The 23,061-nt window shown below is 64.2% G+C and carries 19 protein-coding genes; 12 read left to right on the top strand and 7 right to left on the bottom strand.

The features are described from left to right. Positions 1–90 precede the first annotated feature (90 nt). Complete coding sequence (locus FJ980_RS14680; protein ID WP_246676420.1) at positions 91–834, top strand: pseudouridine synthase; 744 nt, start codon at positions 91–93, stop codon at positions 832–834. Positions 835–1,097: 263 nt separating this feature from the next. On the opposite strand, the gene FJ980_RS14675 is transcribed toward FJ980_RS14680, so the two are convergent. Together FJ980_RS14675 and FJ980_RS14670 are read right to left on the bottom strand one after the other, a co-directional pair. Further along, complete coding sequence (locus FJ980_RS14675; protein ID WP_140543781.1) at positions 1,098–1,679, bottom strand: histidine phosphatase family protein; 582 nt, start codon at positions 1,677–1,679, stop codon at positions 1,098–1,100. A 132-nt stretch (positions 1,680–1,811) separates the two neighbouring features. Further along, positions 1,812–3,146, bottom strand: coding sequence for a dicarboxylate/amino acid:cation symporter (locus FJ980_RS14670; protein ID WP_140543779.1), 1,335 nt, complete (start codon positions 3,144–3,146; stop codon positions 1,812–1,814). Between the two features lie 237 nt (positions 3,147–3,383). On the opposite strand from FJ980_RS14670, the gene FJ980_RS14665 reads away from it, so the two are divergent. The 4 genes from FJ980_RS14665 to FJ980_RS14650 are packed head-to-tail and all read left to right on the top strand — an operon-like array spanning position 3,384 to position 7,159. Further along, entirely contained in the window at positions 3,384–5,246 is a 1,863-nt protein-coding gene (locus FJ980_RS14665) for a sensor histidine kinase (protein ID WP_246676419.1), read from the top strand. Next, positions 5,243–6,598 carry a sigma-54 dependent transcriptional regulator gene (locus FJ980_RS14660; RefSeq protein WP_140543775.1) on the top strand — a complete coding sequence of 452 codons (1,356 nt, stop codon included), beginning with the start codon at positions 5,243–5,245 and terminating at the stop codon, positions 6,596–6,598. Before FJ980_RS14665 ends, FJ980_RS14660 begins: the two co-directional genes overlap by 4 nt. Positions 6,599–6,617: 19 nt before the next feature. Then, the gene (locus FJ980_RS14655; RefSeq protein WP_140543773.1) at positions 6,618–6,815 is read left to right on the top strand and encodes a hypothetical protein; all 198 of its coding nucleotides are present in this window, start codon (positions 6,618–6,620) and stop codon (positions 6,813–6,815) included. Further along, the gene (locus FJ980_RS14650; protein ID WP_224608676.1) at positions 6,812–7,159 is read left to right on the top strand and encodes a hypothetical protein; all 348 of its coding nucleotides are present in this window, start codon (positions 6,812–6,814) and stop codon (positions 7,157–7,159) included. The genes FJ980_RS14655 and FJ980_RS14650 overlap by 4 nt, the downstream gene beginning before the upstream one ends. A gap of 4 nt (positions 7,160–7,163) precedes the next feature. On the opposite strand, the gene ggt is transcribed toward FJ980_RS14650, so the two are convergent. From ggt to FJ980_RS14635, 3 genes are all read right to left on the bottom strand, one after another. After that, the gene (gene ggt / locus FJ980_RS14645) at positions 7,164–8,900 is read right to left on the bottom strand and encodes a gamma-glutamyltransferase (protein ID WP_140543771.1); all 1,737 of its coding nucleotides are present in this window, start codon (positions 8,898–8,900) and stop codon (positions 7,164–7,166) included. A gap of 328 nt (positions 8,901–9,228) precedes the next feature. Then, complete coding sequence (rhaI, locus tag FJ980_RS14640; protein WP_140543769.1) at positions 9,229–10,563, bottom strand: L-rhamnose catabolism isomerase; 1,335 nt, start codon at positions 10,561–10,563, stop codon at positions 9,229–9,231. Positions 10,564–10,615: 52 nt separating this feature from the next. After that, positions 10,616–12,718, bottom strand: coding sequence for a bifunctional rhamnulose-1-phosphate aldolase/short-chain dehydrogenase (locus tag FJ980_RS14635; protein ID WP_140543767.1), 2,103 nt, complete (start codon positions 12,716–12,718; stop codon positions 10,616–10,618). Between the two features lie 188 nt (positions 12,719–12,906). On the opposite strand from FJ980_RS14635, the gene FJ980_RS14630 reads away from it, so the two are divergent. The 7 genes from FJ980_RS14630 (at position 12,907) to FJ980_RS14600 (ending at position 20,135) form a co-directional block, all read left to right on the top strand. Beyond that, complete coding sequence (locus FJ980_RS14630) at positions 12,907–13,716, top strand: DeoR/GlpR family DNA-binding transcription regulator (protein WP_140543765.1); 810 nt, start codon at positions 12,907–12,909, stop codon at positions 13,714–13,716. Positions 13,717–13,771: 55 nt separating this feature from the next. Further along, a complete protein-coding gene (rhaS, locus tag FJ980_RS14625; protein ID WP_140543763.1) occupies positions 13,772–14,767 on the top strand; it encodes a rhamnose ABC transporter substrate-binding protein in 996 nt (331 codons plus the stop codon). Between the two features lie 185 nt (positions 14,768–14,952). Beyond that, complete coding sequence (locus FJ980_RS14620; protein ID WP_140543761.1) at positions 14,953–16,494, top strand: sugar ABC transporter ATP-binding protein; 1,542 nt, start codon at positions 14,953–14,955, stop codon at positions 16,492–16,494. Continuing rightward, positions 16,491–17,468 carry an ABC transporter permease gene (locus tag FJ980_RS14615; protein WP_140543760.1) on the top strand — a complete coding sequence of 326 codons (978 nt, stop codon included), beginning with the start codon at positions 16,491–16,493 and terminating at the stop codon, positions 17,466–17,468. The genes FJ980_RS14620 and FJ980_RS14615 overlap by 4 nt, the downstream gene beginning before the upstream one ends. Beyond that, positions 17,465–18,466 (top strand): ABC transporter permease, encoded by a 1,002-nt coding sequence (locus FJ980_RS14610; RefSeq protein WP_140543759.1) that lies wholly within the window; start codon positions 17,465–17,467, stop codon positions 18,464–18,466. Before FJ980_RS14615 ends, FJ980_RS14610 begins: the two co-directional genes overlap by 4 nt. Continuing rightward, positions 18,466–18,780, top strand: coding sequence for an L-rhamnose mutarotase (gene rhaM / locus FJ980_RS14605; RefSeq protein WP_181181204.1), 315 nt, complete (start codon positions 18,466–18,468; stop codon positions 18,778–18,780). The genes FJ980_RS14610 and rhaM overlap by 1 nt, the downstream gene beginning before the upstream one ends. Then, positions 18,777–20,135, top strand: a complete 1,359-nt coding sequence (locus FJ980_RS14600) for an FGGY-family carbohydrate kinase (RefSeq protein WP_140543757.1) — start codon at positions 18,777–18,779, stop codon at positions 20,133–20,135. The genes rhaM and FJ980_RS14600 overlap by 4 nt, the downstream gene beginning before the upstream one ends. Positions 20,136–20,356: 221 nt before the next feature. On the opposite strand, the gene FJ980_RS14595 is transcribed toward FJ980_RS14600, so the two are convergent. Together FJ980_RS14595 and galE are read right to left on the bottom strand one after the other, a co-directional pair. After that, entirely contained in the window at positions 20,357–21,613 is a 1,257-nt protein-coding gene (locus tag FJ980_RS14595; protein ID WP_140543756.1) for a D-amino acid dehydrogenase, read from the bottom strand. A gap of 101 nt (positions 21,614–21,714) precedes the next feature. Then, positions 21,715–22,710, bottom strand: a complete 996-nt coding sequence (gene galE / locus FJ980_RS14590) for a UDP-glucose 4-epimerase GalE (RefSeq protein ID WP_140543811.1) — start codon at positions 22,708–22,710, stop codon at positions 21,715–21,717. Positions 22,711–23,061 lie beyond the last annotated feature (351 nt).

Genomic DNA, 23,061 nt, shown 5'->3' with positions numbered 1-23,061 from the left:
CGACCCGAAGTAGGTGACGGAGCCGCTTGCGCCCATCTCGCCAGGCGTGGCATCGGTTGCGGCGTTTTGAGACGTTCGAAGACAAAGATAGTGGCACGCCAACCCGACAGACAATCCATCGTCGCCAAAGTCAACCTCGCCCGAGCGCTGTCCAAGCTTGGCTTCTGCTCGCGCACGCAGGCCGAGCGTCTCGTCGTCGACGGCCGCGTGCAGGTCAACGGCAAGACGGTGCGCGATGCCTTGCTGCGCATCGATCCCGATGGCGACCGCATCACCGTCGACGGCGAGCGCGTCATTGCCGAGCGCACGGTCTATCTGATGGTCAACAAGCCGCGCGGGCTGGTCACCACCCGCGACGACCCGGAGGGCCGCGGCACCGTCTATGACTGCCTGGGAGGGCTTGACCTGCCGTTCGTGTCGCCCGTCGGCCGGCTAGACAAGGCGAGCGAAGGGCTGCTTTTGATGAGCAACGACACGCGCTGGGCAAACGGCCTGCTCGACCCCGCCTCGCATGTCGCCAAGACCTATCACGTGCAGATCGCGGCCGCGCCCGACGAGGAAATGCTGGAGCGCTGTCGTCAGGGCGCCGTCCTCGACGGCGAGTTGCTCACGGCAAGCTCGATCGCGCTGTTGCGCAGCGGCGGGCGGACAGCCTGGCTGGAGATCGTGCTCGACGAGGGACGCAACCGGCAGATCCGCAGGCTGCTCGCCGCCTTCGACATCGAGGTGCTGAGGCTGGTCAGGGTGGCGATCGGGCGGCTGCAGCTTGGCGAGCTTGCCAAGGGCAAGGCGCGGCATTTGACGGCCGAGGAGCTGGCGATGGTCAGAGTCTAGCCGAAACGCCTCAGCCTCGTCATCCACGGGCGGAGCAGGAGCGAAGCGGACGCGCAGACCCGAGGATCCATTCCGTGACCTGGCGCAAAGGGTAAAGGCGGTGCAAGACAGGGGTCGCTCTGCACCGCGGCAACGCTCATTGGTAACGGCATGGATTCTAGGGTCTGCGCCGCGTCGCTTCGCTCCTTGCTCCGCCCGTGGATGACGAGGCTGAGGGGTTTCGCCTAATCTCCAGAGACGCCTGAGCTGCTATCGAGCTGCGGCTACTTCTGGTTCCACCGCCGGATGACCGGCTCGGTCAGATCATGCTCGTAGCCCAGGATGCTAAGGCTGGCGGTATCGAGCACAAAGTGCTCGCCGCCTTCCGGCGGCAGGCCGACCCAGCGCGCTGCGAAGACACGCAGGAAATGCGAGCTGGAGAAGATGAGCACATTGCCGGCAATCGCGCGCAGCCCGGCAATGATGGCATCGGCGCGTGCGCCGACATCGGCCGCCGTCTCGCCGCCCGGACAGCCGTCGCGGAACAATTGCCAGCCGGGTCGCTTGGACAGGATCTCCTTGGTCGTCACGCCTTCATAAGCGCCGTAGTCCCATTCCTGCAGGTCGGATTTCTTCACCGCGGGCTCGCCGAAGCCGGCGAGCCGGCAGGTGTCGAAAGCGCGCTGCGAGGGGCTTGACCAGACCGCCTGGAACGTCAGCCCCTTGAGCCGATCGGAGATGCCGCGCGCGGCCTCTTCGCCTTTGGCGGTCAAGGGGATATCGGTGCGGCCGGTGTGCCTGCCCGAGGCGCTCCACTCCGTCTCGCCATGGCGAACGACATAGATCTCGGGAAACGCACTGCTCATCGACCGCCCCTGAATGCAACGGGAATGCACCGGCAGGAGTGCCGCGCCGCGCCACCCTATGCGGCAGCCGACAAAAAGAACAGGCCGCGGCGCTTGCCGCGGCCTGCTCGGCATCGGGAGGATGCTGGTTGGCTAGGCGGGCTGCAGGCCGCCCGAGAGCGCAAGATCTGCCTCTTCCGGCAACTGGCCGGCCATGGCGGCGGCGAATTGCTTCTGGTCGAGCTCGCCTTCCCAGCGGGCCACGACGATGGTCGCGACCGCGTTGCCGACAAAGTTGGTGAGCGCGCGGCATTCCGACATGAAGCGGTCGACGCCGAGGATCAGCGCCATGCCGGCGACCGGCACCGAGGGCACGACCGAGAGCGTCGCGGCCAAAGTGATGAAGCCGGCGCCGGTGATGCCGGCGGCGCCCTTAGAGCTCAGCATGGCGACCAGCAGAAGCAGTATCTGGTCGCCGAAGGTGAGCGGCGTATCGGTCGCCTGGGCGATGAACAGCGCTGCCAGCGTCATGTAGATGTTGGTGCCATCGAGGTTGAAGGAATAGCCGGTCGGGATGACCAGGCCGACCACCGAGCGGTTGCAGCCGGCGCGCTCCATCTTGGCCATCAGGCCGGGCAGCGCCGCCTCGGAGGACGAGGTGCCGAGCACCAGGAGCAATTCCTCCTTGATGTAGCGGATCAGCGCCAGGATGGAGAAGCCGTTATACCATGCCACAGCGCCGAGCACGACGAGCACGAAGAGCAGCGACGTCAGATAGAAAGTGCCGATCAGCAAGGCGAGGTTGGCGATCGCGCCGATGCCGTATTTGCCGACGGTGAAAGCCATGGCGCCGAAAGCGCCGATCGGGGCGGCCTTCATCAGTATGGCGACGAGGCGGAAGACCGGCGCGGTCAGCGCCTGCAGGAAATCGACGACCGGACGGCCACGTTCGCCAACCATCGCCAGCGCGATGCCGAACAGCACCGAGAAGAACAGCACCTGCAGGATGTCGCCTTGGGCGAAGGCGCCGGTGATGGTGTCCGGAATGATGTTCATCAGGAAGCCGACGATCGTCGTGTCATGCGCCTTCTCGGTGAAGGTCGCCACCTTCGATGGGTCGAGGGTCGCGGGGTTGATGTGCATGCCGGCGCCGGGCTGGATAACGTTCGACACGACGAGGCCGACGATGAGCGCCAGCGTCGAGAAGACAAGGAAATAGATCATCGCCTTGCCGGCGACGCGGCCGACCTTGTGCAGGTCGGAAACGCCGGCGATGCCGGTCGCCACGGTGAGGAAGATCACCGGTGCAATGACCATCTTGACCAGCTTGATGAAGGCGTCGCCAAGCGGCTTCAGCGAGGCGCCCAGGTCGGGATAGAAATGGCCAAGCAAGATGCCGGCGGCGATCGCCACCAGGACCTGGACATAGAGATGCCGGTAAAAGGGAACCTTGCCGCGCGGTTCGGCGGCAGCGATTGCTGTCTGCATGATATCCTCCGTTCGGCCCCCGATCGAAACGCTCGACCTCCCAGGGGGCTGTTGACCTCCACAGCCTCGCGGCTGCTGCGGAAGCATCTGCAACGCGCGTGCCAGATGGTGCCGGGTGTCTCTCTTTGTTGATTTTGTTTGATTTTTCGATTTTGCGACAAGTGCTTTGGAGAAGGCTAGTGCGGCTATCCGCATAGATCGATTTGCGGTTTGTGCGAAATCATGCACAGATGCGGCATGCTGCAACGCCCTGCCGCTGTCCTTACTGCCACGCCCGAACTGCTTGCCGGGCGGGCGCGTCGCGCCTGGCTGCTGTTCGCGGCGGTGGCGCTGCTGATCGTGCTCGCGGCGCTTTACGGCGCCGGCCTCTACGGCCGTTCGACCGAGATCGAGGCTTTAGCCACGCAAGGGCGCACCGACGCCAACCTCAAGGTCGCGCTGTTGCGCGCTGTGTTGGAAAATCCGCGCGCGCTACCGCTGCTTTTGTCGGAGGACCAGCAGGTGCATGACGCGCTGACGCAACGCAGCCCTGCCGCGATCGACGTGCTCAACCGCAAGCTCGAAGGGCTGGTGTCCGGCACCAAGGCCTCGGTGCTCTATGTCACCGGCACGGACGGCTTGGCGATCGCTTCCAGCAATTGGCGCGAGCCGGTGAGCTTCGTCGGCAACGACTATGGTTTCCGCGCCTACTTCTCGGGCGCGATGCAGTCCGGCACGGCCGAATATTTCGCGCTCGGCAATGTCAGCAAGCGCCCAGGCCTCTACATCTCGCGCCGTGTCGACGGCGCTTCGGGGCCGCTCGGCGTCGTCGTGGTCAAGATGGAATTCGACCAGCTCGAGGCCGACTGGCACGAGGCCAACCGCCCCGCCTATGTCAGCGATGCGCATGGCGTGGTGCTGATCACCAGCGTGCCCTCCTGGCGCTTCCTGACGACAGAACCGCTCAGCCGGCCGGTGCTCGCCGATATCCGCGCTAGCCGGCAATTCGGCGATGCGCCGCTGGTATCCTTGCCGGTCACCAAACCGCAGCCGCTCAGCTCCGATGTCGCGCTGGTCCATGCCATCATGCCCGGGGGCAGCGACGCCGAGTATCTGCGGCTGTCGACCGCGGTGCCGTCGACGCCGTGGCGGCTCGACTATCTCGTTCCGGCCGACGCGCCGATCGCGGCGGCGCAGCGCGAGATGCGGCTGCTGACACTGGGTGTCCTTGTCCCGCTCCTTGCATTAGCCGCCTATCTGTTGTGGCGCAGGCAGTCCGCGCAGATGCGGATCGCCGCCGAGCAGGCCGCGCGGGCCGAGCTCGAGCGCCGCGTCGTCGAGCGCACGCAGGATCTCAGCCTGGCACGCGACCGGCTGCAGGCCGAGATCGCCGACCATCGCAGCACCGAGGCCAAGCTGCAGGTCATGCAGCAGGAGCTGGTGCAGGCCAACCGGCTTGCCACGCTTGGCCAGGTCGCGGCCGGCGTCGCGCATGAGATCAACCAGCCGGTGGCGACGATCCGCGCCTATGCCGACAATGCGCGCGTCTTCCTGGAGCGCAAGCAGAGCGCGTCGGCCGAAGAGAACCTTGGCGCCATCGCCGCGCTGACCGAGCGCATCGGCTCGATCACCGAAGAGCTGAAAGCCTTTGCCCGCAAGGGCCGCACCGCCGCCGAGCCGGTTGAGCTGCGCAGCGTGATCGAAGGCGCCGTGGTGTTGCTCAGGAGCCGCTTCGCCGGCCGGCTGGACGCGCTGGCGATCACGCTGCCGCCGCCGGCGCTGAAGGTGATGGGCAACCGGCTGCGGTTGGAGCAGGTGCTGATCAACCTTTTCCAGAACGCGCTTGAGGCGCTCGATGGCCGTGATGGCGCGCGGGTCGAAGTCTTCGCCACCGAAACCACCGAAGACGTGGCGCTGGTCGTTTCCGACAACGGACCGGGCATCCCGCCTGCGATCCTGAAATCGCTGTTCACGCCCTTCACCACCTCCAAGGAAAAAGGCCTCGGGCTCGGCCTCGTCATCTCAAAGGACATCGTCGCCGACTATGGCGGGCGCATCGAGGTTTCGAGCAGCGGCCAGGGAACACGCTTCACCATCCATCTGTCGAAGGCCGGCGCATGACGAAGCATGAACCGGCACCAGTGATCCTGATCGACGACGACAGTGATCTTCTCAAGGCGACTAAGCAGACGCTGGAGCTAGCCGGCTTTGCGGTATCCGCCTACGCGGTGGCGAAGGAAGCGCTGGCAGCGCTCGACAGGAATTTCGCCGGCGTGGTGGTGTCGGATATCCGCATGCCGGAAATCGACGGGCTGCAGCTTTTCGACCGCGTGCTGCGGCTCGACCCCGATATCCCCGTCATCCTGGTCACCGGCCATGGCGACATCGCCATGGCGGTCAAGGCGATCAAGGACGGCGCCTACGACTTCATCACCAAGCCTTTTGCCGCCGACCGGCTGGCGCAGAGCGTCGCGCGCGCCGCGGAAAAACGCCGCCTGGTGATGGAAAACCGCGCTTTACGAGAAGCGGCAGAGCAGGCGCAGGAGGGATTGCCGCTGATCGGCCAGACGCCGGCGATCGAGCGGCTGCGCCGGACATTGCGGCAGATCGCCGATACCGATGTCGACGTGCTGGTGACCGGCGAGACCGGCTCCGGCAAGGAGGTGGTGGCGAGCCTGCTGCATCGCTGGAGCCGCCGCGCCAAGGGCAATTTCGTCGCGCTCAACTGTGGCACGCTGCCGGAGACGGTGATCGAAAGCGAATTGTTCGGCCATGAGGCCGGCGCCTTCACCGGCGCGCAGAAGAAGCGCGTCGGCCGTATCGAGCATTCGAGCGGCGGCACGCTGTTTCTCGACGAGATCGAAAGCATGCCGGCCTCGACACAGGTGCAGATGCTGCGCGTCTTGGAAATGCGCGAGGTGACGCCGCTCGGTACCAATGAGGTGCGGCCGGTCGACCTGAGGGTGGTCGCGGCAGCCAAGGTCGATCTCGGCGATGCCAGCCAGCGCGGCGCTTTCCGCGAGGATCTCTATTACCGGCTCAATGTGGTGACGCTGTCGATCCCGCCGCTGCGCGAGCGGCGGGACGACGTGCCGTTGTTGTTCGGATACTTCGCCGAGCGGGCGGCGGCCCGCTTCAGGCGCGCCGTGCCGGCAATCTCCGCCTCGGTCCAGCGCCATCTCAGCGACCATGACTGGCCGGGCAATGTGCGCGAGCTCGCTCATTTCGCCGAACGTTTCGTGCTCGGGCTGGAGGACGTTGCCGGATCGCCTTCCCCGGCGGCAACGGAACGCGACACCTCCGTGCCCTTGCCTGAGCGGCTCGATCGCTACGAGGCCGAGATCATCCGCGAGACACTTGGCCGCAATGACGGCGACGTCCGGCGTACCATCGAGGCGCTCGGCATCCCGCGTAAGACCTTCTACGACAAGCTGCAGCGGCACGGCATCGTGCGCAGTGATTTTTCCAGGTAGATCAGGGCCTGAGGTGAGCATGATATCGTCGGAAAACCGCTTCACACTTTTCGGCATCATGCTGTGGGAACCGCAACGCCGCTACGCCGTTGAAACCGACCGGGAAACCGTGGCACGCCGGCATCAGCCGGGCGGCGAATGCGTCGCAGTGGCGGTTTTGCCGGGTTGCGCTCGGCAGGCGTTGATGGTTTGTTGCCGCCCAGCGGAGAACGAATGATGCGCGAATCCCTCGGTCAAGACGAATATGGCTCGACCAGCCCCTTCGACCCTGACGACCTGCCCAATCTCAATGCGATGGGGCCGGCGATGGGTGGCGGCAATGATTTCGAGAAATACGCGGTCGCCGTCATCATCGTCTTCGGCGCGCTGATCATCGGCGGCCTGATGGCCGCCTCCATGTCCTTCGGCCACCGCAACGGCTTCCTGTTCGCGCTTGGCGGCGCCACGGCGGCCTGGATCTCGGGCAATGCGCTGCTGCTCGACCGGCCGCGCATCTATGCGCTGTTCGTCGCTATCGCCGCCGTGATGCTGATCGCCTCGACCATCACGCTGGTCACCTGATCAATTAATATCCCAAAGCCTCACCGGCGGCAGCGCGGCTGTCGATGGCGCCGTTGTAGCGAGCTCCGCCGCCTTTCTCGATCTGTGCCAGGCTCTTGCCACCGACTAGGATGCCGGCCGCCTGCCCCCAGGTTTGGTCGCTGAGATCGAGGTGATAGCCCATGCCGGCAAGCAGCTTCTCCGTGTCCGGCGACAGCCCGAATGGTTCGACATAGACCGTGTCCGGCAGCCATTGATGATGGATACGCGGAGCGTCGATCGCCTGCTGGATGTCCATGCCGTGGTCGATGACGTTGACGATCGCCTCCAGCGTGATGGTGATGATGCGCGAGCCGCCCGGGCTGCCGATGACCATGAACGGCTTGCCGTCCTTGGTCACGATCGTCGGGCTCATCGAGGATAAGGGCGTCTTCTTCGGCTGGATGGCGTTGGCCTCGCCCTGGACCAGGCCGTAGAGGTTGGGCACGCCCGGCTTCTGGGTGAAATCGTCCATCTCGTTGTTGAGCAGGATGCCGGTGCCGTCGGCGACGACGCCGGCGCCGAAGGAGCCGTTCAGCGTGTAGGTGACCGCCACCGCGTTGCCGTCCTTGTCGATGATCGAATAATGCGTGGTTTCCTTCGACTCGCCGAAGCCTTTCGGCATCAGCTCCTTCGAGACGCCCGCGCGAAAGGGATCGATCTTGTCGCGGATGTCTTTCGCATAGGCCTTGTCGATTAGCTTCGAGACCGGATTGTCGACGAAATCCGGGTCGCCGAGCGCCGAGTTGCGGTCGACATAGGCGTGGCGCATGGCTTCCACCATGACGTGAACCGTCTCGGCCGAGCCGGCGCCGAGATAAGAGAGCGGATAGCCCTCTAATACATTAAGGATCTCGCAGATGATGACGCCGCCCGAACTCGGCGGCGGCGAGGAAATGATCTCGTAGCCGCGATAGGAACAGGTCACCGGCTTCAGCTCACGCACGGCATATTGCTCGAAATCGGGCTTGGCGAGGATGCCGCCTTTCGCGCCGCTCGCCTTGACGATTTCATCGGCGATGGCGCCGTTGTAGAAAGCGTCCGGGCCTTTGTCCGAGATCGCCGAAAGGGAGGCGGCAAGGTCCGGCTGAACGAGCTTCTCGCCTATGCCGTAAGGCTTGCCGTCCTTTTTCAGGAAGATCGCGGCGGCAGCCGGGTCCTTCGCCAGCCGCTCGGCGCCGCCGGCGAATGACGCGGCGTCGCCCTGGTTAAGCACGAAGCCGTCTTTGGCGTATGCAATCGCCGGCGCCATCAATTCCTGCCGCGGAAGCGTGCCGTATTTCTCACGCGCCATCTCGAAGCCCGCGACCGAGCCAGGCACGCCGACCGCGAGATAGCCGTCGAGGCTGGCGCCTTTGATCGGCTTGCCGTCCTTGTCGAGATACATGGTTTTGGTCGCCGCGAGCGGCGCGCGCTCCCGGAAATCGAGAAAGGTCGTGCGGCCGTCCTTCATGCGCACGGTCATGAAGCCGCCGCCGCCGATATTGCCGGCATTGGGATAGACCACGGCGAGCACATAGCCGACGGCGACCGCGGCATCGACCGCGTTGCCGCCTTTCTTCAGCACGTCGACGCCGACTTCGGTTGCAAGATGCTGGGCAGTCACCACCATGCCGTGCTCGCCCTTGGCGGGAGTTGGCGAAGCGGCGAAGACGGTGGTCGGCGTGAAGGCAAAGGTGAGCGAAAGGCTGATGGCGATCAGCGTCCGGCGGGTCAAGGGCATGGCGGTGCTCCAAATGCTGCGTACGTAGAAGAGCTACTTGGAGCGGCCGAGTCCATCCATCAATACGACCGAACACATATTGGTTTTCGCCCGCTGGCAAGTTCCAGGTTGCAGGAAGAGAGAGCCGAGGCCGATGCCAGCCAATCTCCCCCGCAAGAGGGGAGATGCCCGGCAGGGCAGACGGGAGCGCGAAGGATCGTCAACCTTCGGATGCTCGACTATCTCCAACCGTTTAATGTGCAAACGGAAGATTTTGAGATGTTGGCGGGACAGCGCCCCCCTCCGTCCTGCCGGACATCTCCCCCACAAGGAGGGAGATCGGCCAATCTCAAACGATGCCGCCGCCGCCACCCGCAACAGCCGGCCGCTCCGCCGCGACCTTGGCCCGGTAGCCGGCCTCGCGATAGGCGGCGACCGGATCGATGGCGCCGCCGGTTTTCAGCCGCGCCATGGCGAGGATCGGCTCGACGTCGGTGCGGTAGGCCGCCTTTAGCGTCTGCGTCGCCATCAGCGCGTCATTGGCATCCTGGAAACCTTCCAGCGCCATGCGGTCGACCAGCAGCGCCTGCGCATAGGCGCGCTGCACCTCGACGGCAGACAGCATCAGGCTTTCGATCGGATCGGTGACGTTGTGGCTCTGGTCGAGCATATGCGCGGGGTGGAAACCCTTGGCGCCCGAAAGCTCCGCATCGACCAGCTCGTTGAAGACGAGGAACAGCCGGTACGGGTCGATCGAGCCGGCGTCGAGATCGTCGTCGCCATATTTGGAATCGTTGAAGTGGAAGCCGCCGAGCTTGCCGAACTGGATCAGCCGCGACACGATCATCTCGATGTTGACGTTGGGCGCGTGGTGGCCGAGATCGACCAGGCAGAAGGCCTTGTCGCCGAGTTCTTTGGCGATGATGTAGTTGGTGCCCCAGTCCTGCACGACCGTCGAATAGAAGGCCGGCTCATACATCTTGTGCTCGGTGAACAGCCGCCAGTCGTACGGTAGGCCGGCATAGATTTCGCGCATGGCGTCGAGATAGCGCTCGAAGGCCTTCGCGAAATTGACCTGGCCGGGGAAGTTGGAGCCGTCGCCGATCCACACCGTCAGCGCTTTCGATCCAAGCGTCTTACCGATCTCGATGCATTCGAGATTGTGCTCGACTGCTTGCCTGCGCGTGCCGGCATCGGCATGCGACAGCGAGCCGAATTTGTAGGAGAGCTTCTGGTCCTTGGCGTCGGAGAAGGTGTTGGAATTCATGGCGTCGAAGCCGAGGCCGAAGCGCGAGGCCGCCTGCTTCAACCGGTTCGGATCCGCCTTGTCCCACGGGATGTGCAGCGAGACGGTTGGTGTTGCCTGCGTCAGTTGGCTGATAACGGCGCAGTCCTCGATCTTGTCGAAGATGTCGCGCGGCTCGCCGGCGCCTGGAAAACGGGCAAAGCGCGTGCCGCCGGTGCCGACGCCCCAGGACGGGATCGCGACGCCGAATTTCTCGACCTTGTCGCGGATAGCGTCGATGGCGATACCGCGCCGGTCGAGGCGCTCGCCGAGCGCAGCGTAGTCGCGCTCGAGGTCGGCTTCGCGCGTGGCGTTGCTTTTTTCGACGACGTCAGTCGAGATGATCGTTTCGGACACTGCACTTTCTCCCAGTATTCGTCGGCTGGCGTCGCCCCTCATCCGCCCTTCGGGCACCTTCTCCCCGTAGAACGGGGAGAAGGGAAGTGCGCGCCTAACGCGTAAAGCTCTGCGCGTTGCCGGCGTCGACGTTGACGATGTTCCCCGTGGACTTGGCAGACATGTCCGAGGCGAAGAAATAGATCGCTTCGGCGATGTCCTCCGGGAAGACCGAGCGCTTCAGCATCGAGCGCGAGCGGTAATGCTCCTCAAGGTCGTCGGTCGACATCTTATAGGCGGCGGCGCGCTGTTCCTTCCATTCGCCGGACCAGATCTTGGAGCCGCGCAGCACGGCGTCCGGATTGACGACATTGACCCTGATCTGCGCCTCCGCCCCTTCCAGCGCGAGGCAGCGGGCCAGATGGATCTCGGCAGCCTTGGCCGTGCAGTAGGCGGACGCGTTCGGCGAAGCGGCAAGCCCGTTCTTGGAGGCGACGAAGACGACATTGCCGCCGATCTTCTGGGCGCGGAACAACCGGAAGGCCTCGCGCGAAACGAGGAAATAGCCGGTGGACAGGATGTCCATGTTCTTGTTCCACAAGGCCAGCGTCGTTTCCTCGATCGGCGCCGAGGAGGCCAGACCTGCGTTGGACACCAGGATGTCGATGCCGCCGAACTCGACCGCAGTCTCGGCGAAGCCGGAAAGCACCTGATCTTCCGAGGTCACATCGATCCGCACCGGACGGACGAGGTCCTTGCCGTAGGTTTTCGAAAGCTCGTCGTTGGCGCTGGCCAATGCGGCCTCGTCGATGTCGGCCAGCATCACGCAGGCGCCTTCGCGCAGCAGCCGGGTGGCGGTGGCGCGGCCGATGCCGCCGGCGCCGCCGGTGACCAGCGCGATCTGACCGGCAAGCGCCTTCGGCTTCGGCAGTCGCTGCAGCTTGGCCTCCTCGAGCTGCCAGTATTCGATGTCGAAGGCTTCCTGTGCAGGCAGGCCGACATAGGACGAGACGGTCGAGGCGCCGCGCATGACATTGATGGCGTTAACATAGAACTCGCCAGAAATGCGCGCCGTCGCCTTGTCGCCGGCAAAGGTGAACATGCCGACGCCCGGCATCAGATAGACCACGGCATTGGGATCGCGGATGGCGGGCGAGTCCGGATGCTTGCAGGCATCATAGTAGGCCTGATACCCGACGCGGTATTCGGCGATGTCGTCGGCCAGCCGCGCAATGACGGCATCGACATCCGGCTTTGCCGGATCGAACTCGATCACCAGCGGCCGGATCTTGGTGCGCAGGAAGTGATCGGGGCATGAGGTGCCGAGCGCCGCCAGCGGCCGCAAGTCCTTCGAATTGACGAATTCGAGCACGGCGGGCTGGTCGTCGAAATGGCCGAGCTTATGGCTCTTTTCGGAGATAAGGCCGCGGATCCGCGGCATCAGCTTGGCCGCGATGGCGCGGCGCGCGGAAGCGTCGAGCGATTGGACCGCCTCGCCGCCGAAGATCGCCTTGCCCTGCGATTTGCGCTCGAACCAGTCGATCGCCTGGTTGATCACCGAGATCGTCGTCTCGTAGCACTCCTTGGGCGTGTCACCCCAGGTGAACAGGCCATGGCTTTCCAGCACGACGCCCTTGGCATCCGGGTTTTCGAGGCAGAATTTCTCCAGCCACAGGCCGAGCTCGAAGCCCGGCCGCTTCCACGGCAGCCAGCCGATGGCGTCGCCGAAGATCTCCTTGGTGATCGCCTTGGAATCCTTGGCGGCGGCGACCGCGATGATGGCGTCGGGATGCATGTGGTCGACGCAAGCCTTCGGCACGAAGGCATGCAGCGGCGTGTCGATCGAGGCCGCGCGCGGATTGAGGTTGAAGGTGCAGTGGGGCAGATAGGCCACCATCTCATCCTCATGCGCAGGCCCGCGATACAGGCCTTTCAGCGCGCGCAGCTTTTGCATGTAGAGGGTGGCGAAACCGTCAAGCTTGATCGAGGCGCTGTCGCCGCCCGAGCCCTTGACCCACAGCACCTCGACCTCCTCACCGGTGAGCGGGTCCTTCTGCCAGAACTTGGACGAGGTGTTGCCGCCGCCATAGTTGGTGACGCGCTTGTCGGATCCCAGCGTGTTCGAGCGATAAACCAAGAGCTCAGGACCGCTCATCCCTTCGGCCTTTGCATCGTCCCAAAGATTGGCGAGGCGCGAGCCGGAGCGCTTGTCGAGCATAGGTATCCTCCCTTGGAGCGCGATGCCGCGCCCCTCGTTTCTCGACCGGGAATGTCTACGCAAGCGTCGCGCTTGTCAATCACAAACGATCAATATCGATCATATTGCACTGCACAATGAAAATATATGATCGGAAATGATTGACACTGCGCGTTTTCTAAGGCCTGATGCTTGGGCAGGGAGGAACCATGCACGAGAAAGAGCGCCACAGGATCATTCTGTCCGCCGTCCAGGAAAAGCCTGTGGTGACGGTGCAAGAGATGGTCGAGCTGACGGACTCTTCCGAAGCGACGATCCGGCGCGACATCGCGGCGCTGCATGTCCAGAAGCGCCTGCGCCGGGTGCGCGGCGGCGCCGAGGCGATCTCGCCGCCGCAGTTCATCGGCCTTGCCGGCCGGCCCTTCTCGGTCAACGAAACGTTGAACGCCGCGCAGAAGCGGGCGATCGCCCGCGAAGCCGTGAGCCTTTGCACGGACGGCGAACCGATCATCATCAATGGCGGCACCACCACTTTCCAGATGGTGCATTTCCTGACCGGACGCCGCATGCCAATTTTCACCAATTCCTTCCCGATCGCCGAGCATCTGCTCAAGCACTCGAAGAACACGGTGATGCTGTCGGGCGGCACGATCTACCGCGAGCAGAACATCATCCTGTCGCCCTTCGACAATGACGTGACGCGCAACTTCTATGCGCGGCGCATGTTCATGGGCGCGCAAGGTTTGGGGCCGCTCGGGCTGATGGAAGGCGATCCGCTGCTGATCCAGGCGGAGCAGAAGCTGATCGACCAGGCCGACGAACTGGTGGTGCTGGTCGATTCTTCGAAATTCCGCATGCGCTCGAGCCTGATCCTGTGCGGGCTGTCGCGCATCGCAACCGTGATCACCGACGACGGCATCGAGGACCGCGAGGCCAAGATGCTGGAAACAGCGGGGGTGGCGCTGATCGTCGCCCGCAGACAGTCAAGCGACAAGGAGGAATCTTCACTGCAGGCCTGAGGGAAACTCACGCTCGCAGCGGCGATGGAATGCAACGCTCAAGGGAGGATATTCGATGAGCTTTTTGAAGAAACTGCTGGTTACGGCGGCCTTTTCCGCCGCCATGTTCGTGAATGCCGCCTATGCCGAAAACGTCAAGATCGCGCTGGTGGTGAAGTCGCTCGGCAACGGCTTCTTCGACGCCGCCAACAAGGGCGCCGAGGAAGCGGCCAAGGAACTGGGCGATGTCGACGTCATCTATACCGGCCCGACCAAGGCTACCGCCGAAGCGCAGATCGAGGTGATCAATTCGCTGATCGCGCAGAAGGTCAATGCGATCGCCGTCTCGGCCAATGACGCCGACGCGCTGGTGCCGGTGCTGAAGAAGGCGATGGACCGCGGCATCACCGTGATCTCGTGGGACTCCGGCGTCGCCAAGGAAGGCCGCCAGCTCCACCTCAACCCGTCCGACACCGGCCTGATCGGCGAGACCATCATCAAGCTCGCCGCCGACTACCTGCCGGAAGGCGGCGACGTCGCGATCCTGTCGGCCTCCTCGACGGCGACCAACCAGAACGCCTGGATCGAAGCGGCCAAGAAGGTGCTGCCGGAGAAGTTCCCTAAGATCAAGCTGGTCGCCACCGTCTATGGCGATGACGACTCAGCCAAGAGCACGGATGAAGCCAAGGGCCTCTTGAAGTCCTACCCGAACCTCAAGGCGATCATCGCGCCGACCACGGTGGGCGTCGTCGCCGCCGCGCAGGTCGTCACCGACGAGAACCTGATCGGCAAGGTCAACGTCACAGGCCTCGCGCTGCCGTCGGAGTTCAAGAAGTTCATCGACAACGGCGCTTCGCAGGCTGTCGCTCTCTGGAACCCGATCGACCTCGGCTATTCGGCGATCTACCTTGCCCATGACCTGGCGGTGAAGAAGGAAGAAGCCAAGCCCGGCGCAACGCTGTCGATCGGCCGCGTCGGCAAGGTGACGCTCGACGACACCAACTCGGCCGCGATGGCTCCGCCTTTCCAGTTCGACAAGAGCAACATCGAGAAGTTCTCCAAGATCTATTGATCCTGAGAACCAGGGCGCAGTCCCCTCATCCGGCCGCTTCGCGGCCACCTTCTCCCCGGCGGGGAGAAGAGCCTGGAGCCAAGCTCGGAAATCTCCTCTCCCCTCGGGGAGAGGTCGACCGAGCGAAGCGGGGGTCGGGTGAGGGGAAGTCTACACGCAATAGATTGACTGGGCTTGAGACGATTATGGACACGACGGCCCATGACGGCACGGTAAAGGAGCGGCTCCCCGCCTCCGCTCCTCGCCTGACACTCTCAGGCATCTCGAAAAGTTTCCCGGGCGTGCGCGCGCTGCACAATGTCAGCCTGTCGCTCTATCCGGGACAGGTCACGGCACTGATCGGCGAGAACGGCGCCGGCAAGTCGACGCTGGTCAAGATCATGACCGGCATCTACCAGCCCGATTCAGGCGAGATCGGCATCGACGGCCTGGCCACGACGCTGCCCAGCGCGCATGCCGCCTTCGGCTACGGCATCACCGCCATCCACCAGGAGACAGTGCTGTTCGACGATCTTTCGGTCGCCGAAAACATTTTTCTCGGCCATGCGCCGCGCACCCGCTTCGGCACCATCGATTGGCGCACTATGCGCAAGAACGCGCGCGAAGTGCTGGAGACGATGCGCGCCGGCCACATCGATGCCGACACGCGGCTGAAGGACCTCGGCATCGCCAACAAACATCTGGTGGCCGTTGCCCGCGCCATGTCGATCGACGCGCGCATCGTCATCATGGACGAGCCGACCGCTGCCCTGTCGATGAAGGAGATCGAGGAGCTTTTCCTGCTGATCGAATTCCTGAAGAGCGAAGGCAAGGCGGTGCTCTTCATCAGCCATAAGTTCGACGAGATCTACCGCATCGCCGACCGCTACACCGTCTTCCGCGACGGCGAAATGGTGGGCGAAGGCCTGCTGAAAGACACCGGCCAGAACGAGATCGTGCGCATGATGGTCGGCCGCAACGTCGACCACATCTTCCCGCAGCGCGAGCCGAAGATCGGCGCGCCGGTGCTGTCCATCTCCGGCCTGTCGCACCCGACAGAGTTCGACGACATCGGCTTCGAATTGCGCAAGGGCGAGATTCTCGGCTTCTACGGGCTGGTCGGCGCCGGGCGCAGCGAGGTGATGCAGGCGATCGCCGGCATCACCCGCACCAGCCGAGGCACCATCTCACTGGACGGCAAGACGATCGCACCGAAGTCGGCGGCGGATTCGATCGAGGCCGGCATCGTCTACGTGCCGGAAGAGCGCGGCAAGCAGGGCGTGGTGATCGGCCTGCCGATCTTCCAGAATGTTTCTCTCCCTTCACTGGCGCGCACCTCGAAATCCGGCGTGCTGAGGCTGGCGGAAGAGTTCTCGCTCGCGCGCTCCTACACCGAGCGGCTCGATCTGCGCGCCTCCTCGCTCAGCCAGGATGTCGGCACGCTTTCCGGCGGCAACCAGCAGAAAGTGGTCATCGCCAAATGGCTGGCCACAGCGCCCAAGGTGATCATCCTCGACGAGCCGACCAAGGGCATCGATATCGGTTCCAAGGCCGCCGTGCACGGCTTCATGGCCGAGCTGGTCGCGCAAGGCCTGTCAGTGATCATGGTCTCCTCGGAACTGCCCGAAATCCTCGGCATGTCCGACCGCGTCGTGGTCATGCGCGAGGGCCGCATCGCGGCGACCTACGACAACAAAGGGCTGGACGCCGAGACGCTGGTTCGGACGGCAGCGGGGATCGCGGCATGAAGAGCTTCCTCAAACATCGCGAGATCTGGCTGCTTGCCGGCATCGTCGTGCTGATCGGCCTGATCTCGACGCGCTTCCCCGGCTTCGCCGACCCCGCCAATCTGCGCCAGGTGTTCAATGACACGTCGATCCTGATGATCCTGGCGCTCGGCCAGATGGTGGTGATCCTGACGCGCTCGATCGACCTGTCGATGGCGTCCAATCTCTGCTTCACCGGCATGGTGGTGGCGATGCTCAATGCCGCGCATCCGGCGATCCCGATCCCGGTGCTGATCGTGATCGCGCTTGCCATCGGACTGGCGCTTGGCGCGATCAACGGCTTCCTGGTGTGGCGGCTGAACATCCCGTCGATCGTGGTGACGCTGGGCACGCTGACGATCTATCGAGGCGCCACCTTCGTCGTCTCGGGCGGCGCCTGGGTCAATGCCGACCAGATGAGCCCGGACTTCATCAATTTCCAGCGCGCCGCTTTCCTCGGCCTGCCGGTTCTGTCCTGGATAGCGATCATCGTGATCGCGCTGTTCTTCGTGGTCATGACGCGCACGCAGATCGGCCGCTCGATCCACGCCATCGGCGTCAATCCGACCGCCTCGGTCTATGCCGGCATCGATGTCGGCCGCACCAAATTCATCGTCTTTTGCATTTCCGGCATGATCGGCGGGCTTGCAGGCTATCTGTGGATCTCGCGCTACGTCATCGCCTCGGTCGAGGTCGCCAACGGCTATGAGCTCAACATCATCGCCGCCTGCGTCATCGGCGGCATCTCGATCGCCGGCGGCATCGGCTCGGTCGGCGGCGCGGTGCTGGGCGCGCTGTTCCTCGGCATCATCTCCAACGCGCTGCCGGTCATAAACATCTCGCCCTTCTGGCAGATGGCGATCTCGGGCAGCGCCATCATCCTGGCCGTGGTGCTCAACGCGCGCGGCGAGCGCCGGCAAGGCCGCATCATCCTGAGAAAGGCGGAAGCGGCATGACCGACACCCCTGCCCCGCGCCGTATCCCCGACCGGTTGGACAAGCCGCTGTCGTCGGCGATCTTCTCCTGGGAGGCGCTGCTAATCGTCATCGCGATCGTTATCTTCGCGGTGAACAGTTTTGCTTCGCCCTATTTTCTCGATCCGTGGTCGCTGTCGGACCTGACCTTCAACGTCACCGAAAAGGGCCTAATCGCTTTAGCCATGGCGCTGCTGATCATCTCGGGCGAGATCGACCTGTCGGTCGCGGCGATCGTGGCTTTAGCCTCGACGATGATGGGCATGGCAGTGCAGGCCGGCGCGGGAACGCCGGTGCTGGTGGCGATCGGCGTCGTCGTGGGACTCGGCTGCGGCGCCTTCAACGGGCTGCTGGTCACCCGGCTCGGCCTGCCTTCCATCGTCGTCACCATCGGCACGATGAGCCTGTTTCGCGGCATCGCCTTCATCATCCTCGGCGACAAGGCCTACAAAGGCTATCCGGAGAGCTTCGCCTTCTTCGGCCAGGGCTATGTCTGGTGGGTTTTCTCGTTCGAGCTGGCGCTGTTCCTCGTCGCGGCTTTGATCTATTGGTTCGTACTGCATCGCACGAGCTTCGGCCGCCGCGTCTTCGCCATCGGCAACAACCCCGTCGCCTGCCAGTTTTCCGGCGTGCGCGTCGACCGCATCAAATTCATCCTGTTCTGCCTGACCGGGCTGATGTCGGGCATAGCCTCGGTGCTGATCACCTCGCGGCTTGGCTCGACGCGGCCGTCGATCGCGCAGGGCTACGAGCTTGAGGCGATCACCATGGTGGTGCTTGGGGGTGTGTCGATCCTCGGCGGCGCCGGCAGCATCCTGGGCGTCGTGCTCGCCGCCTTCATCATGGGGCTGGTGACGTTCGGCCTCGGACTGCTCAACGTGCCCGGCATCGTCATGTCGATCTTCATCGGCCTGCTGCTGATCATCGTCATTGCGCTGCCGATCGTCTGGCGGCGGCTGCGCGAGGGGCGCTTCGCCTGATGGAGAAATACGCCTTCAAGATGAAGCTCAATCCCGGCATGAAGGCCGAGTACAAGCGCCGCCATGACGAGATCTGGCCCGAGCTGGTCGCGCTGCTGAGAGAGGCCGGCGTCTCCGACTATTCGATCCACCTCGACGAGGAAACCAACATCCTGTTCGGGGTGCTGTGGCGCCGCGACGACCACGGCATGGCCGATCTTCCGAAGCACCCGGTGATGCAGCGCTGGTGGGCGCATATGGCCGACGTCATGGAGACCAAACCCGACAACGAGCCGGTGGCGGCGCCGCTGGAAACCGTGTTCCATATGGCATGATCGTCGCCGTCATCGATATCGGCAAGACCAACGCCAAGGTGGCGCTGGTCGATCTCGCGACGCTGAGCGAGATCGCGTTGCGCCGCTTCACCAACGCGCCGGTGCGGCTGGCGCCCTACCCGCATCACGATGTCGAGGCGCTGTGGACGTTCATCCTGAACAGCTTCGCCGATCTCACCCGCGAACGGCGGATCGATGCTATCTCGATCACCACGCATGGCGCGACCGGCGCGCTGGTCGACCGCTCAGGCGAACTGGTGCTGCCTGTGCTCGATTACGAATTCGACGGTCCCGACCAGCTTGCGGCCGATTACGACGCCGTGCGTCCGCCCTTCGGCGAAACAGGCACGCCGCGGCTGCCGATCGGCCTCAATCTCGGCGCGCAGTTCTTCTGGCAGCAGAAGCGTTTCCCGGCGGAATTCACCAAGGCCGCCGCGATGCTGATGTACCCGCAATACTGGGCGCTGCGGCTGACCGGCGTCGCCGCCAATGAGGTGAGCTCGCTCGGCTGCCACACCGATCTCTGGAATCCCTGGACGTCCGATTACTCGTCGCTGGTCGACAGGATGGGCTGGCGCCGGCTGATGGCACCGGTGCGACCGGCAAAGGATCGGCTTGGCCCGATCCTGCCGGAGCTGGCGCGGCGGACAGGGCTCGACCCGCAGACGCCCGTGTTCTGCGGACTGCATGACTCCAATGCTTCTCTGCTACCGCACCTTTTGTCCGACACACCGCCCTTCTCCGTCGTCTCGACCGGCACATGGGTGGTGTCGATGGCGGTGGGCGGTAGGAGGGTGGAGCTCGACCCGGCGCGCGACACGCTGGTCAATGTCAACGCGCTCGGCGATCCGGTGCCTTCGGCGCGCTTCATGGGCGGACGCGAGTTCTCGCTGCTGACCGAGGGCCAAAGCCAAGAGTGGAGCGAAGACGATGTTGCCGCCGTTCTGGCGCGGCGGGTGCTGCTACTGCCTGCCACTCAACGGGGCTCCGGGCCCTTCCCGCATCGCGACGCAGAGTGGATCAATGCCGAGAACTTGAGCGCCGGCCAGCGCTTCGCCGCCATCTCGTTCTATCTGGCGCTGACGACCGCGACCTGCCTGGAATTGATCGGCGGCAACGGCGCGACGACTGTCGAAGGGCCTTTCGCGCAGAACCGGCTCTTCATCCGCATGCTGGCGGCAGCGACAGGGCGGCCGGTCGTTGCCTCGGAGACCTCGACCGGGACCAGCATCGGCGCCGCGCTGTTGGCGTCGGACGGCGCTACCGTTTTGAGCAAAGGCGAACGCACCAGGCCTCCGGCCGAGCGCGTCTGGCGCGATTATGTAAGGGCGTGGCGGTTGGCGGTTCAGACGTAACCGACCACTATCTGGCAGGTTGGCGCTGCCCCTCATTGCCCTGCCGGGCATTTCTCACCGTATAGTGACGCGGGGAGAAAAACGCTGTCGTCGACGTTTCGCCAATTGTCTGCGTTGTAAAATGGACGCCGGCATCGCGGCCAGCTCTCTTCTGCCCTTCAACGGGGAGAAGGTGCCGGCAGGCGGATGAGGGGCAGCGCCGACCTCGGCAATTAGACCTCTCAGCGCGCTGTACCGTACAGCAATCCTTTGGGATCGATCTGCGGCTTTCTGCCGGCGACGACGTCGGCCAGGAATTGTCCCGAGCCGCAGGCCATGGTCCAGCCGACATGGCCGTGGCCGGTGTCGAGATAGAGATTGCGGTATTTCGCCCGGCCGATGACCGGCACCGAATTCGGCATCATCGGCCGCAAGCCGGCCCAGAGCACGGCCTTCTTCTCGTCGAAGGCGCCGGGAAAAAGATCCTTGCCGGTTTCCAGGATGGTCCTGAAATCACCCGGCTTGAAGCTGCGGTCGAAGCCGGTGAATTCGGCGGTCGAGGACATGCGCAGGCGATTGCCGAGCCTGGAATAGCCGATCAGCCGGTCCTCGTCGGCGCCGCCCATGGTCGGCCCCTTGCTCTCGTCCTCCAAGGGGATCGTCGCTGTATAGCCCTTCACCGGATAGACCGGCAGGTCGATGCCGTAGCGGCGGCCGAGCAGGCCGCTTTCCGGCCCCATGGAGATGACGACGGCATCACCGGTGACCGGTCCTGCCGAGGTCATCACCGCGCGCACCCGGTCTCCCTCGATGTCGAGGCCCTCGACCGCCGTGCCGAACAGGAATTTCACGCCGAGCTTCTCGGCTGCATAGGCGGCGAGCCGGTCGGTGAACTGCTTGGAATCGCCGGTCTGGTCGATCGGCGAATAGATCCCGCCGGCAATCTTGTCCTTCACGCCGGCAAGGCCAGGCTCCAGCTCAACCAGACGCTCGCGGCCGACGATCTCGATCGGCAGGCCGTGCTCGCCGAGATAGCGGTAATTGTCGGTGCCGGTGTCAAAACTCTTTTGCGAGCGGAAGAAATAGAGAATGCCCTTCTTGCGTTCGTCGTAATGGATGCCGGCTTCCTCCGACAGTTGATTGATGCAGTCGCGGGAATGGAGCGCGAGCCTCAACTTGACATCGGTGTTGGCGCGCAGCCGCGTCACCGTGCATTCGCGCAGGAAGCGCAGGCTCCAGGCATAGAAATAGGGATCGAGGCGCAACCTGACCTTGATGCCGAGATCGTGGTTCCAGAGCGCGCGCAGGAAGGTCTTCAGCGCGGCGGGCGAAGCCCAGGCGGTGGCGTCGCCCGGCGACACCAGGCCGGCATTGGACTGGCTGGTGCCACGCGCCGCCGCTTCATGGCGCTCGATCACCGTCACCTGGTGACCGTCCTTAGCCAGATAATAGGCGGCCGCCGTGCCAACCACGCCGGCGCCGAGAACCAAGACCTTCATGCCGTTCCCTCAAGGATCATGGGGCGGCGCGCCCCCGCGCACCGCTGCATGAGGCTCAATACCGCGTCTATAGGCGCCCCGCGAGCCCTTGGCCCAACAGCTTAGGTTCGAACGGAGTTCTTGGTCGTCAGGATCCGTTCCCAGGCCAGCGCGTCGTTGACGATCAGGTCGAGATCGTCGCGCTGCGGCGTCCAGCCGAGTTCCTTGCGGGCAAGCTCGGAATTGGCGACCACGGCTGCCGCGTCGCCCGGCCGGCGGTCGCCCATGCGCACATCGAAGTCGTGCCCGAAGGCGCGGCGCACGCTGTCGATCACCTCCAGCACCGAATAGCCGTGGCTGTAGCCGCAATTGGCGACGAGACTCCCGCCGCCATCGCGCAGCCGCTGCAGCGCCAGCCGGTGCGCGGCGGCGAGATCGCTGACATGGATGTAGTCGCGCATGCAGGTGCCGTCCGGCGTCGCATAATCGGTGCCGAAGACCTGCATGAAGGGCCGCTTGCCGAGCGCGGTCTCGCAGGCGACCTTGATCAGATGCGTGGCACCGGGCGTCGATTGTCCCGTGCGGCCCTTTGGATCGGCGCCGGCGACATTGAAATAGCGCAGCGCCGTATAGCGGATGTCGTGCGCCAGCGCCGCGTCGCGCAGCATCCATTCGCTCATCAGCTTGGAAAGACCATATGGCGATTCGGGCGCGAGCCGCGCATCCTCACGCACCGGCTCCAGCCCGGCGCCGCCATAGACGGCGGCGGTGGAGGAGAAAATGAAATGCGGCACGCCCTCGCGCACGGCCGTCTCGATCAGCGTGCGGGTCTTGCAGGTGTTGTTTTCGTAATAGCCAAGTGGGTCGGCGACCGATTCCGGCACCACGATCGAGCCGGCAAAGTGGATGATGGCGTCGACCTTGTTGTCGCGAATGATCCGGCCGACCAGATCACGATCGGCGACATCGCCGACGGTGAGCTTTGCTTCTGGGGCGACCGCCCATTCGAAGCCGGTGGAAAGCCGGTCGAGCACCACGACGCTCTCGCCGGCGTCCAGCAGTTCCCAGACCATGTGGCTGCCGATATAACCGGCACCGCCCGTCACCAAAACCGTCATCATCTACCTCGCTGATCAAGATTTATCGGAAACTGTCTCAACAGCCACCGCGCTGGAAAACCCGCCGCAAGCCCACTAGCCTCCCTATGTTAACTCCGTAACAGTTCGTCGCGCCCGAGGCATCGTACTGAAACCAAGTTGCTTCAAACAGCCAGGAATAGGCCACGATCCGGCATCGTTAGGAACAGGGCACGGGCGTGGCATTTTGACCGGTTGGGCGCGGTGGACGCGGCATGGGGCAGTGATTATGATCCGGCCCAAAATTGGGAAGTCGACATGAACTATCAGCGGTTCTTCGAGGATGCGATCGACCAGCTCCACGCCGAGCGTCGCTACCGCGTTTTCGCCGAC

This window comes from Mesorhizobium sp. B1-1-5, from assembly GCF_006443065.1.
GTDB lineage: Bacteria > Pseudomonadota > Alphaproteobacteria > Rhizobiales > Rhizobiaceae > Mesorhizobium.
The sequence above is the reverse complement of the archived record's forward strand: the minus strand, read 5'-3'. Positions and strand labels throughout refer to the sequence as shown.